Raw genomic sequence first — 11,926 nt, 5'->3', positions numbered from 1 at the left:
TTAACTACATGTTTAGAATAGCTAGTTTTTTTATGAATTTATTGTAAAAAACGAACTATGATTATTTTTATATGTTAGGTCTTCTGACAAGAAACTGTATTTAACATGATTATGTTGTTATTATTTTCCGTATATTCAAATTATTCAATTAACTAATTGTAATTAGGTTAAATCATATCCATTTTCAATAAAGAAAGGAGCCCTAAATTGGAAACATTAGTAAATTACAAGTATTTTCCTTCTCAACCAGAAATTAAGCAAAACACGCACCTTTATCAAGAGCTTAAACCTGCTGGTGGATGGTATAGCCAAAACATAGCCCTGTTTTATCAATTCACTACGAATGCAGATACCTATACGTTTTTATCACTTATTCCAGATGGATGTTTTGATATTCTATTTTGCTGTGATACTGCCAATCCCTCAGCATACCTTTGGACTAGCCCTTTCTATCGTACGAAGCAACCAGACTTTCGAAAGAACTGTCAGTACTTCGGCATTCGTTTTTTTCCGGAACAAAGTATTTTCCGTTTAAATGAAGCAATGATTCTCCTGCTTGCACAACAAATTCCGTTAACTGACGTTATGAATGATGTCGAGCCATTAATAGAATTAATCATGTCTGGTGAAAACTTTAGCGAAAAAATAAAATTGTTTGGAGATTATCTGCAACAACGTCAGATGGAGTTAACAAAAGATCAAAGCATGGTTCGTTTTGCAATTGATCAAATTTATTTGTCTAGTGGCACAATTAATATACATGACTTATCAACTGCAGTTGGCTTTTCAGAACAGCATATACGCAGGAAGTTTGAAGCTTATATCGGCTTTTCGCCTAAGCAATTTTGCCAAATCGTCCGCTTCCAAAATACACTTGATATGTACTTAGACAGCCGTGAGGAAAATTTGCTGAATATTATCTATGAGAACGGCTACTACGACCAAGCACACTTCATTAAAGGCTTTAAAAAATTTATCCAGTTAACACCTAAACAATATAAAAAGATTTTCACGAATATTTGACATGGTCATAAATAAACCACTCTTTATTAGAGTTCCAGTGTCTGACAACAGAATGGTTTTTAAGCTAAGCGACAGTTATGTTGTTTTTTTACAATCCTTTTTTCACAAGATTACTATAATTAAGACATCAAGCTTTCTAGAGGAGGGAAAAATGAGTCATCTACGTGAAAAGAAGTTTAATTGTGAAAAGGAACTTACACTTTCCATCATTAGCGGCAAATGGAAAATACCAATTCTATGGCACTTAGGAAAAGAAGGGACCAAACGTTTTGGCGAGCTAAAAAAATTAATTCCTGCAATAACTCATCGAATGCTTGTAAATCAATTAAGAGAACTAGAAGAAGCCTCTATCATTCATCGTGAAGTTTATCCAGTTGTTCCTCCTAAAGTAGAGTATTCACTTACTAAACTTGGAGAAAGCGTTATGCCGATACTAGAGGAAATGCATGAATGGGGAAGAAACTATAAGAGAGTAAATCTTGAAAATCAGTTGCCATACTTGAATGGAGTTCAGTGATACACCTATTAGGCTTGGCTTTAGGGGGGAATGCAGTAACACTTATACTATATTAATTTCAGTCTTGTAAAAGCTTTTACAAATGTCATTCCAATCATAAAGATAGGCTCAAAACATCATTTGTCCAATGACCTTTTGAGCCTTCTCTCCGTAATATACAAAAACCACTTTCTACAACAGAAATAACCACATCCATCTTTCGAATTTCTATTTTACTTGTGACATTTTAGAATAATGACTCTTCTTTGTAATTATTAAATAGAAAAAAATTAACATGTACTAATTTCCAACTTAGAATATTATACTGCATTAAAGTATGAAATGATTGAACATTCATTCTTTTTCGTCTACCCTTATACATATGGAAACACTTACTTAACACCGTGCTCAAAAAAACGGTAAAGAAAACGCTTTCGTATTATGCCGAAATCATCCTCTTTAGACTTATTCTACTTACTAGATAAATATATCCGAAAGGAGCTATTGGAAAATGCAAACTGTACAAAAAAGGCAAGCATCGCTTGTTTTATGGATTGTGGCGTTTTTTTGGTTCGCTCAATATGTATATGTCCCCTATCAAACCACCTATTTACTTTTAGCACATATTTCTAGTAATTTAGTTGGTGCTATTATTGGTGCATATGGTATTTCCCAGCTTCTGCTTCGATTGCCTGTAGGTGTACTTGCTGATCTTAGCAGCAATCATAAATTTTTTATTATTTTGGGAGCCTTTTTAGCTGGTGCTGCTTCCTTCATGCGAATTTTGTTACCTGATGAGGTTGGCTTTTTAATGGCAAATATATTATCAGGTACTGCCAGTGCAACCTGGATCTCCTTTATGATATTGTATATGAGCTTTTTTAAAAAGGCAGATCAAACTCGTGCAACCAGTAAAATTATTATGGCTAATAACACAGGGATGTTACTCGGCTTTGTCACTAGCACCTTTTTGTATGATATTGTCGGCATGATGGTAATTTGTGCCTTCAGTTTAGGAGCTGGACTTATAGCCTGTCTCCTTTCCTTTTTCCTTCAGACAACAAAACCGGAAAAACGACCTAACATACGTGTAATCGAGTTATTACAGGTTATTAAAGATAAAAACCTTTTGCTTTATTCGTGTTTAGCACTAGTACAGCAGGGTGTGCAAATGTCTACAACCATGTCTTTTACAAACCAAATAATTAAGGAACTTGGCGCTACAAATATGGAAATTGGGTTTTCATCCATCATCTATATGCTCTCTGCCGTTTTCTTTGCCAAGCTTGCTTCAACTAAATTCCTTGAGTTGCTTACGAAAAAACAGTGGATTTATTCTAGCTTTTTATTACTAGGCATCTACTGTCTATTAGTTCCTCAATCTAGTTCCATCTTGATTGTTTGTCTTTTACAACTAATTCCAGGTGTGGGTACTGGTATATTGTTTTCACTTATAACTTCCGAGGCACTCCAATCGGTCCCAATGCAAAAGCGCTCTACAGCGATGGGCTTCTTCCAGGCTGTCTATGCTGTTGGTATGACTACTTTTCCTATTATCAGTGGCAGTATTTATGAGCATTTATCTATGAAGGCAGCATTTATATTTCTGGCTGGAACTTGTTTTACTGCCTTTTTCATCTCCTTGGTTTCCTCTCGGAAGGAAAAAAGAATATTACTTAAGAGAAACGTGTTGTAGCTAAACAAGTAGAGGATTTAGGAAGTAGTGCCTTGCTTTTTTAAGGGGAGCTTAGAAGGATAGAAGCGGTTCTTCCTATCGAGAACCGCTTCTTTGTTTAACAAGTAATTAGGTAAATTCACTTTTTTATTACAGTTTTTTTTGGTTTTTTAAAATGTTCTCAAACCTCTATTTTAAAGGAACATCACTTTGTCCTTCACTTAAAAATTGCTTCAATGCTGAAATAGCATATATTTCATCCCTCCCATTAGCAACTATCATTATTTCGTCTTCCTCTAAAACATTTAAATTCATAATATCCATTAAATTAATTCCACAAGTAACTCCATTATGAATAATATGGATTTCACACTCAAATGAAGCAGCAATAACAAAAAATTTCACCGTGTTTCTTGCTTGTAGTCCTCTTTTAAGCTTAACAATAACCTGACTTTTCAGCATAATTTGCACCTCAAACAACCATTCAATTATTTCTCGTAAATCATCAAATTCAACTGTGTCCCCCTAAAAAAGAAAAGAGATTGTATAGGCACATATCTATTTATTTTTGCTGCCACTTATTAAAAAACTTTAATAAGTGAGTCTTATTCATTTAGTAACTTCTTATGATAATAGCTTAGTCCATTAATTTAGTTAGGACTATTTACTTTAAGGAAAAACTTAGCTTGTTTGTAATGAAAAACAGCTCTTGAATAACAAAATGGCTGGCCATTTGCAAGATGATAAATAATTTCTTTACACAGCATTGGATCTCCTGCATTTAGTCCGAAAAAACTGGCTTCTTCCGCATTCAGTTTATCCACATTGACATAAATATCTGGAAACCCCATTTTTATTCCGAGAACGTCCTTGATATACTTCAAAATCGGCTTGAGAGCTATTTCTTCGTCCAGATTGGATATTATCTTCTGATTTAAAAAAACTTGCTCCAAACATGTTACTTGCTTATCCAGATAATAAACATACTTTACAGAATACACCTTTGCGTTTTTTTCCAATCCAAGAGCTGTTGTAACTTCAGGTAATGCACATATTAGTTCTATTTCCATTATGTTCAACAAATCATAACGGTTATCATTAGCATCCTCCTGAAGCTCATTTACTCCCAAAAGATTATAATATCCCTTTCTACCTTCACCTCTTACAAAAATCCCACTTCCTCGCACCATATAAATGATTCCTTTATCCTCCAATACCTTAAGCGCTTTTATGATGGTGCTTTTACTAACATTATAATGACTAATTAACGTTTCTATGACTGGAAGCTTGTCTTTTTGTTGTAAATTTTCAGTTATATGTCTTGCCATTTCCAAGGCGATTTTTTGATATTTTAACATAGGTAATCCTCACTCTTAACAACGATTAAAATGGGTATTGTTTTGTAATGGGAAAATTATTTTTTTTACGACTGGCTTCTTTGCTCTTAAGCTTGCTTCCTCAGCTAAATCCTCTTGCGTTATTTTTCTGTCCTTATAGTAATATTCCATATCATGTTCATTAATTGTACGAATTACTCTGCAAGGATTCCCTACAGCAACTGAGTTAGCCGGAATATCCTTTGTCACTACACTGCCAGCTCCAATAACACTGTTTTCGCCAATGGTTACTCCTGGACATATCGTACTGCCAGCTCCAATCCAGCAATTATCTTCAATTTTAACTGGATCAGCATACATATACTCTCTGTAATTAGGGTTAATTGGATGACCAACAGTAGCAATAGTTATGGCAGGGCCAAACAAAACATTTTTTCCAATGATAATTTTCGTATCGTCAACAAAATTACAGTTAAAATTTATATAAGTACCGTCACCAATTTCAATATTTGTGCCATAGCAAAAATAAAATGGTGGTTCTATCCACGCATTTGTTTTTTTAGCAAAAATTTCTTCCATAAGTCGAACTCGCTTATCAATAGCCTCTGGTCCTGTAGCATTAAATTCCTTCATTCTTCTTTTTGCTTGCATCCTATCTTCAGGTAATCCCTCACAATTGTCGGTAAATAACTTCCCTGAATGAATTCTGTCTCTCATTGTCATTTACTATGTCTCCTTTTATGCTTCAATAGTTATCCTATTAAAAATTGTATCTGTTTATTTCTCTCTCTTCTATCAAAATCTCCTATCTTTCTTTCAAAATCGTATATTATTAAACTTTTCTCGTTACTCTTAAAAAAGTTGCACTAGCTGACTTTTTAGCAGGTAGAATCAGGAGTAACAATAGTAATTTGCTTGCGATAGTCCTGTGGCCCATAGCCCATTTTCCTCCGAAATGTATACGAAAAATAGCTGCCGCTTTGAAACCCACATGCAATTGCTATTTCACTGATTGATCTATTTGTTTCTTTCAGCATTTCACAGCTTTTTTGAATTCGATAGCCGATTAAATAATTATTTGGGGTTTGTTCTATAAATTTATTGAACAAATTACAGCAAATACTTCTACAAACATTACCGGCTAATGCGATGTCATCAAGTGTTATTTTATCCTCACAATGCTCATGTATGAAAGTAGTCATTTTCCATACTGTCTCCCAAGAATTGTCATCAAGATAATTCTTGGGAGTTTGTTTGATATGATCACCGATATTTGCACATAGTGCCATGACTTGTGCCATTAATCGTAGCGGGTTTTGGTTTTGTTGCATTTCTTGGTAAATGTCATTTAATGAATTCAGTGCTTCTCGTTGCCATGAAAAACTTTCAGTTAATAATAAGTAATCCTCCGTATTTGATCCGAACTTTTCCTCAAGGTAAACCTTTCCTGCTTGAGTATGCTCCCCAAGCAAGGCTGGATGAATAACAACAACAATAAAATGGCAATCATTCATAGTATTAGAATAGCCATAATGTATCCGTTTACTATTCACAAAGATTCCGTCACCCTTTTCCACACACACCGTTCGACCATTCACAAAATATTCCATCGAACCATCTAGCACGACGATAAACTCTAAATCTGAATGCCAATGACTTGGGGCTGCATATTTATCAAAATAATGCAGCCTTCCTTTTCGAGCATATAACGGAAAACCTGGTATATTATAATTTAATCTTTCTGATGCATCTGAAAAAATCTCTAATGCCGAATTCATGTACATCCTCCCAAATTATACGATTTTGATAATATTAAACCCAATTTTGATGGATAATGCAAGATTAATTGTTATAAAATTAGGATTAGGAAAGAAATTCAAAAAAATGAAGTATACGATATTGTAGAAATTCATAGTTACTAACTGTAAAAATAAGGGAGGATCCCAATATGAATGATATTAAAGTAATTATTATGGATGTAGATGGTACGTTAACTAATAATGAAAAAGTAATTACTGCTAAAACAAAAGAGGTCTTAGTAAAGGCGCAAAAAGCTGGGGCCATTTTAGTTCTAGCATCAGGAAGACCAACATCTGGACTAAGGGATATTGCAAAAGAATTAGAAATGGAAAAGCATCATGGACTTTTAGTTTCTTTTAATGGTTCTAAAGTGGTGGATTGTGAAACAGATGAAGTATTATTTAATGAAACGATGAGTGTGGACGAAGGTCAAGAAGTGCTTGAGCATATGAAAAAGTTTGAAGTTATTCCGATGATTGATAAAGATAACTATATGTTTGTCAATGATGTGTTTAACAATGAGATAGATTATAATGGAAATCCTCTTAACATCATAAAATATGAATCCCGCGGCGGTAAATTTAATTTATGTGAAATAGAAGATTTAGCTGCTTTTGCTGACTATCCACTAAATAAAATCCTAACTGCAGGATCTCCTGATTATCTTCAGCAGCATTATAAAGAAATGATGGAGCCTTTTAAAGATAAATTAAATTGTGTGTTTACGGCACCCTTTTACTTTGAATTTACAGCTCAAGGAATAGATAAAGCAAAAGCGTTGGATACAGTCCTTATCCCTAGAGGTTACAAAAGGGAAGAAATGATTGCCTTTGGAGATGGGCATAATGACGCTACAATGGTCGAATATGCTGGTATTGGTGTAGCTATGGCTAATGCAGTAGACGATTTAAAAGCTGTTGCGGATGAAGTGACTCGCTCAAATGAAGAAGACGGAATTGCATATACATTAAGTAAATATTTTAACTAACTGCCTATTACTTTACCTACTAATCATATAAATGCAAAGAGGATGGGACAAAACAAAATTAACCTATCTAAACACAAATAATATTATATCTAACTTTGAGACAATGTAGCATGAAAATATAAAATAGAGTATGGCTTTAAAAATTAGTTCATTTCATTGCGCGCTCGTCCTCTCGCTTTCCGCGGGGAGGAAGATGAGCCTCCTCGTCTTCGCCTGCGGGGTCTCATCTTTCCCTCTATATCCCGCAGGAGTCGAGTAGCCTCCGCTCCATTCCACTAAGATTTTTAATTATTGTTTTTCAAAGAAACCAAACTATTAATCAATCACATTAAATATTTTTTTTAATTAGACTTATATACTTATGTTCCATATGACAATTATGTTGTTCAAACGTAAAATGGGCATATAAATTAAGTCTTTTTATTGCAGTATCAAGGCATAAAAAAAAACCACTTTCTCTTGGAAAGTGACCTTTTCTTGATGATCCGAGAGGGATTCGAACCCCCGACCCCATCCCTGTCAAGGATGTATTCTCCCGCTGAACTATCGGATCATATTTTATGTAATATATTCGCTTACTTGATGTAATTATAATAACGGATGCTTGTCTTAGCGTCAAGGTATTTTTTTCTTTTTGTAAAGGTTTCGTAAACAAAAGAAAAAGACAGCCTGGTAGCTGCCTTTTCCACTTTTTATTGAACGACTTTCTTGCGGAATTGATAGATGACAATTAGTAAAATGAACCAAACTGGTGTTACAAACAATGCAACTCTAGTATCCTCTGCAAATCCTAAAACAACTAGGATGAATGCCAAAAACGCTAAAATAATGTAGTTGGCAGCCGGATAAAGCGGCATTTTGAATGGGTTGTTTTTCGCCAATTCTGGTTTTTGTTTTTTATATTTCAAATGGCAAATAACGATTATTGCCCATATGAATAGGAAGCACACAGTTGAAATACTTGTAATAAGTGTAAATACATCCTCTGGCATAATATAATTCAGCACAACTGCAATTAATATAACAACTAATGAGAAATAAAGCGCATTTGCTGGTACACGTCTCTTCGTCAATTTAGTCATTGGCGCGGGTGCATTGTCATTTTTCGCTAATGAGAACACCATTCTGCTTGTACTAAAAATCGCACTGTTACATGCAGATGCTGCAGATGTTAACACAACAAAATTGACTACACCTGCTGCTGCAAGAATACCAACTGTCAAGAATACTTGTACAAATGGACTTTCAGCAGGATTAATGGCATTCCATGGATAAATTCCCATGATAACAAGCAATGCGCCGATATAGAATATTAATATTCTTATAGGAATGCTGTTGATTGCTTTTGGCAGTACAACCTCAGGTTTTTCCGTTTCGCCTGCAGTAAGACCGACTAGCTCAATGCCAACAAAGGCAAATACGACCATTTGGAAGGAAAGGATAAATCCATTCATACCGTTCGGGAACATTCCCCCATGACTCCACAGGTTAGAAAAACTTGCAGTTCCTGCATCTGTTGTAATACCTTTAAATATCATGAATAAACCTACTACAATCAAAGCTAGAATAGCAATGACTTTAATTAGTGCAAACCAAAACTCCATCTCTCCGAAAAGTTTTACTGTTGCAAGGTTCATACATAAAAGGATAACCAGTAAAATTAGCCCTGGCACCCATTGCGGTACATTCGGCAACCAGTACTGTGTATACAATCCGACAGCCGTTAAATCAGCCATAGCGATAGTTATCCAGCAAAACCAGTACGTCCAGCCTGTAACAAATGCAGCCATATTGCCAAGATAATCTTGGACAAAGTCCACAAATGAATGATATTGCATATTGGAAAGAAGCAATTCACCTAAAGCCCGCATAATTAAAAAACAAATGATGCCCGTAATCAAATAGGCAAATAATATGGATGGACCTGCAAGATGAATCGATTTTCCTGAACCAAGAAATAATCCTGTTCCGATCGCACCACCGATTGCGATCAGCTGAACATGTCTGTTCTTTAATCCTCTCGCTAACTTTTGCTCTTGCATGATTATTCTTCACACTCTCTTTCTATGATGTTAGCAATCAATCACTACTCTACTATTTTTATTAGCATGATTGTTTTTACATGACCATAAAAAATTGCGCTGATCATGTTTGAAGTACTTCTTTGTTAGAATTTTCCCACATTTTCTATTATACATAAAAGAAAAATTATAGCATATATTTTTTCCGTTGCACATGGCTTTTTTCTTCCAAAAAAATCGATGCTTACCATTAAAAAAGCATTTCCTCTAAAAATAGAGAAAATGCTCCTTTTCACTTGGATCTTTTGTACAGCAAAAAACGGATAACCACTCCATTCCCTGCAGCAAGCAGACCAATATAAATTAAAAGGATGACTCCTTTGCCGAATAAATCGGGTACAGTTTGATACCAAATAGCTCCACATATCACTAGAAAACATATACTTGACAATATGGATGCAACTGCAGCAATCACTATTCCTTTCGTTTTCAGAAAGTACTTGCCGATTTTCCAAGAGAAAAATAATGCTGCAAAGAGGATCCCATAAAAAAGAAATTGAGTAAATATGAAATGACTGTCCAATTTATCACCTTCATTCTCCCTTTTATGTATCATATTAACGCCAATGTAGACCTATTCCTCTATTTTTAAATGCACGTCGTATAGCACTTTCCAGTACCAGTAATGTCTGTTTATTTGCTACAATATTCTAAAGAGTTAACTTAGGATGTGGATGAATGATTTGGAAAATTCTTCTCAGGTGGATTTATGATCAACCCTTGCAAAAGGGCGAACTTCTTGGAAATTCTTATAGAATAGAAAAATGTGTCGGTATGGGTGGTTACGGCATGATTTACAGATGCACACATATTGATACAAATAAGCAATATGTCGCCAAACAGCTGCGTCCAAGCAAGGCATTGAAAAAAAAGGAAAAACAGCGTTTCCTGCAAGAAATCAAGTTGATTTCCTCATTAAATCACCATCAAATTCCAAGGCTAATTGATACAATTGAATCAGATAAAGAGGTCTTTTACGTAATGGAGTATATTGACGGGGTAAATATAGAGGATGTGCTTTTTTACGAAAAACAGACGTTTTCTGAAATAGATGCTTTAAAACTGATTCAAAAGCTTTTAGATGCACTTGCTTATTTGCATGATAAGCATATTTATCATCATGATATCCGGCCGCCAAATATTCTTATAAAGGGAAATAATCTTTATTTAATCGATTATGGACTCGCAAAGCACGCTTCCGACCCAAAAGAAGCAGAAGTGCTTAAAAAGGATGATTTTTTTGATATTGGAGAATGCCTCCTCTATTTGCTGTATTCCACATATACAGGTAAAAGAAAAAGGAAGGGCAGCTGGCTTACGGAGCTTGAACTAAATGAGGAAACTACAAATATTATTAAGAAACTGCTTGGTATTGATAAGGGCTATCAAGAAATCCAAAGCATTCGTTATGATATTGAAAATGCCATAAAAAAACTCTTGCTAATTTAAGCAAGAGTTTTTTTGTCAGCTGATGCTATAGCTTTTTCGTTTATAACGATGGCTGCCACCGTATCTGTCATGACTCCTTTTGCCAGAACTGCTGCTACCATAATACTTGCGACTACGGCGACTGCTGCTGTACTTTCTATGCTTGTGACGATCACTGTGGCTTCCTGTAAGTTGTTGTACTTTACGAATTATTTTTTTAAACAATTGCTCACCCCCTTTGAAACTTTGCTAATTCCATCATATTGTATTTACACCTTAAATACATGATATTAACAATATCTTTACATTACCTTAACTTTCATGTATTATTCCGCGGAGATCTGCCCATTTTTTATAAGCTGTTCTTCTATTTCGCGGAAGGATTCAAATGGGATATAGTCGATATTTTTTTCTGCCAGCAAATCCTTTAACACATCCCTTGCAAAGGTTATGTCCGCAAATGCTGCTGGGTGAGAATCCGGTTCACTGTCACCAGCAAAGTAGACTTTCTCATATTCCTCCTTTAGCTTTTGGATGACGATTGCCTTGTCAATGCCATACCGCTCTGAATATTTCCAGTCTTCCTTATTTATATTTAACTGAATATTTTTGTCTTTGAATACTCCTTCATTGGAAAGAACGACAACGTTTTCCAGCTTGTACTTTTCTATAATATGCTTTATGTAATAATCTGTTCCAGCACTAAGAATGTAGAAATCGCCACCACTTTGCTGGACAGCTTTAACGAAGGCAGGCACATATTCATCAATTGGAATCCCATGTACATCACGAATTATTTGGTCCTCCTCCTGATGGATAGCTCCAAATACTGTACTTAAAAAGTCAATATCCTTGATGCTTCCGTTTTTCCACTCTTTATACAGCTCCTTGCCTTCTGGAAAATAGCGTTCAATTACAATCCAATAAAAGTCCTTTTTGGAAATGGTTCCATCAAAGTCAGATACAAATGCCCATTTTTTCATTATTTGTCGTCCTTCCTAATTCTAAATTATTAATGTTCGTACCATCTGTTTAGTTCCTATAAAACTACTTTTTTAATCCAAACTACTTATAAATTCAGCCTCTTTTCTTCTTATT

The 11,926-nt window shown here is 34.9% G+C and carries 12 protein-coding genes, 1 tRNA gene and 1 pseudogene; 5 read left to right on the top strand and 9 right to left on the bottom strand.

The features are described from left to right. Positions 1–207: 207 nt before the first annotated feature. The 3 genes from NQZ71_RS10565 to NQZ71_RS10555 all read left to right on the top strand — a co-directional run bounded on the left by NQZ71_RS10565 (position 208) and on the right by NQZ71_RS10555 (position 3,215). Positions 208–1,023 carry an AraC family transcriptional regulator gene (locus NQZ71_RS10565; RefSeq protein WP_275007854.1) on the top strand — a complete coding sequence of 272 codons (816 nt, stop codon included), beginning with the start codon at positions 208–210 and terminating at the stop codon, positions 1,021–1,023. A 151-nt stretch (positions 1,024–1,174) separates the two neighbouring features. Continuing rightward, positions 1,175–1,540, top strand: coding sequence for a winged helix-turn-helix transcriptional regulator (locus NQZ71_RS10560; protein ID WP_144453254.1), 366 nt, complete (start codon positions 1,175–1,177; stop codon positions 1,538–1,540). A 490-nt stretch (positions 1,541–2,030) separates the two neighbouring features. Beyond that, positions 2,031–3,215 (top strand): MFS transporter, encoded by a 1,185-nt coding sequence (locus tag NQZ71_RS10555; RefSeq protein WP_144453252.1) that lies wholly within the window; start codon positions 2,031–2,033, stop codon positions 3,213–3,215. Positions 3,216–3,383: 168 nt separating this feature from the next. On the opposite strand, the gene NQZ71_RS10550 is transcribed toward NQZ71_RS10555, so the two are convergent. The 4 genes and pseudogenes from NQZ71_RS10550 to NQZ71_RS10535 all read right to left on the bottom strand — a co-directional run bounded on the left by NQZ71_RS10550 (position 3,384) and on the right by NQZ71_RS10535 (position 6,309). Then, the gene (locus NQZ71_RS10550; protein ID WP_260055446.1) at positions 3,384–3,656 is read right to left on the bottom strand and encodes an HPr family phosphocarrier protein; all 273 of its coding nucleotides are present in this window, start codon (positions 3,654–3,656) and stop codon (positions 3,384–3,386) included. 188 nt (positions 3,657–3,844) lie between these two features. After that, the gene (locus NQZ71_RS10545) at positions 3,845–4,552 is read right to left on the bottom strand and encodes a GntR family transcriptional regulator (protein WP_260055445.1); all 708 of its coding nucleotides are present in this window, start codon (positions 4,550–4,552) and stop codon (positions 3,845–3,847) included. A 168-nt stretch (positions 4,553–4,720) separates the two neighbouring features. Beyond that, positions 4,721–5,254 (bottom strand): annotated as a pseudogene (locus NQZ71_RS10540) (sugar O-acetyltransferase); the annotation flags it as partial. A 155-nt stretch (positions 5,255–5,409) separates the two neighbouring features. After that, a complete protein-coding gene (locus tag NQZ71_RS10535) occupies positions 5,410–6,309 on the bottom strand; it encodes an AraC family transcriptional regulator (protein WP_317010568.1) in 900 nt (299 codons plus the stop codon). Positions 6,310–6,479: 170 nt separating this feature from the next. Here NQZ71_RS10535 and NQZ71_RS10530 point away from each other — a divergent pair, with 170 nt between their 5' ends. Further along, the gene (locus tag NQZ71_RS10530; RefSeq protein ID WP_144453243.1) at positions 6,480–7,319 is read left to right on the top strand and encodes a Cof-type HAD-IIB family hydrolase; all 840 of its coding nucleotides are present in this window, start codon (positions 6,480–6,482) and stop codon (positions 7,317–7,319) included. Between the two features lie 481 nt (positions 7,320–7,800). Here the strand turns inward: NQZ71_RS10530 and NQZ71_RS10525 are convergent. From NQZ71_RS10525 to NQZ71_RS10515, 3 genes are all read right to left on the bottom strand, one after another. Further along, positions 7,801–7,872: transfer RNA gene (locus NQZ71_RS10525), tRNA-Val, on the bottom strand. Between the two features lie 139 nt (positions 7,873–8,011). Then, positions 8,012–9,361, bottom strand: a complete 1,350-nt coding sequence (locus NQZ71_RS10520; RefSeq protein WP_144453241.1) for an amino acid permease — start codon at positions 9,359–9,361, stop codon at positions 8,012–8,014. 271 nt (positions 9,362–9,632) lie between these two features. After that, positions 9,633–9,956 carry a hypothetical protein gene (locus tag NQZ71_RS10515; protein WP_317010567.1) on the bottom strand — a complete coding sequence of 108 codons (324 nt, stop codon included), beginning with the start codon at positions 9,954–9,956 and terminating at the stop codon, positions 9,633–9,635. 122 nt (positions 9,957–10,078) lie between these two features. On the opposite strand from NQZ71_RS10515, the gene NQZ71_RS10510 reads away from it, so the two are divergent. Further along, complete coding sequence (locus NQZ71_RS10510; protein ID WP_275007865.1) at positions 10,079–10,849, top strand: serine/threonine protein kinase; 771 nt, start codon at positions 10,079–10,081, stop codon at positions 10,847–10,849. Here NQZ71_RS10510 and NQZ71_RS10505 read toward each other — a convergent pair. Then, positions 10,846–11,004, bottom strand: coding sequence for a hypothetical protein (locus NQZ71_RS10505; RefSeq protein WP_317010566.1), 159 nt, complete (start codon positions 11,002–11,004; stop codon positions 10,846–10,848). The two genes, NQZ71_RS10510 and NQZ71_RS10505, sit on opposite strands and share 4 nt — an antisense overlap. Before the next feature lie 150 nt (positions 11,005–11,154). After that, positions 11,155–11,811 (bottom strand): MtnX-like HAD-IB family phosphatase, encoded by a 657-nt coding sequence (locus NQZ71_RS10500; RefSeq protein WP_317010565.1) that lies wholly within the window; start codon positions 11,809–11,811, stop codon positions 11,155–11,157. Positions 11,812–11,926 lie beyond the last annotated feature (115 nt).

The organism is Niallia taxi (genome assembly GCF_032818155.1).
GTDB lineage: Bacteria > Bacillota > Bacilli > Bacillales > Cytobacillaceae > Niallia > Niallia taxi_A.
This window is presented reverse-complemented; position numbering and strand designations above follow the sequence as displayed.

Coding starts and splice junctions, on each gene's coding strand:
- NQZ71_RS10560 (WP_144453254.1), top strand. CDS start 1,175: ATGAGTCATCTACGTGAAAAGAAGTTTAATTGTGAAAAGGAACTTACA.
- NQZ71_RS10555 (WP_144453252.1), top strand. CDS start 2,031: ATGCAAACTGTACAAAAAAGGCAAGCATCGCTTGTTTTATGGATTGTG.
- NQZ71_RS10550 (WP_260055446.1), bottom strand. CDS start 3,656: ATGCTGAAAAGTCAGGTTATTGTTAAGCTTAAAAGAGGACTACAAGCA.
- NQZ71_RS10545 (WP_260055445.1), bottom strand. CDS start 4,552: ATGTTAAAATATCAAAAAATCGCCTTGGAAATGGCAAGACATATAACT.
- NQZ71_RS10535 (WP_317010568.1), bottom strand. CDS start 6,309: ATGAATTCGGCATTAGAGATTTTTTCAGATGCATCAGAAAGATTAAAT.
- NQZ71_RS10530 (WP_144453243.1), top strand. CDS start 6,480: ATGAATGATATTAAAGTAATTATTATGGATGTAGATGGTACGTTAACT.
- NQZ71_RS10520 (WP_144453241.1), bottom strand. CDS start 9,361: ATGCAAGAGCAAAAGTTAGCGAGAGGATTAAAGAACAGACATGTTCAG.
- NQZ71_RS10515 (WP_317010567.1), bottom strand. CDS start 9,956: ATGATACATAAAAGGGAGAATGAAGGTGATAAATTGGACAGTCATTTC.
- NQZ71_RS10510 (WP_275007865.1), top strand. CDS start 10,079: ATGATTTGGAAAATTCTTCTCAGGTGGATTTATGATCAACCCTTGCAA.
- NQZ71_RS10500 (WP_317010565.1), bottom strand. CDS start 11,811: ATGAAAAAATGGGCATTTGTATCTGACTTTGATGGAACCATTTCCAAA.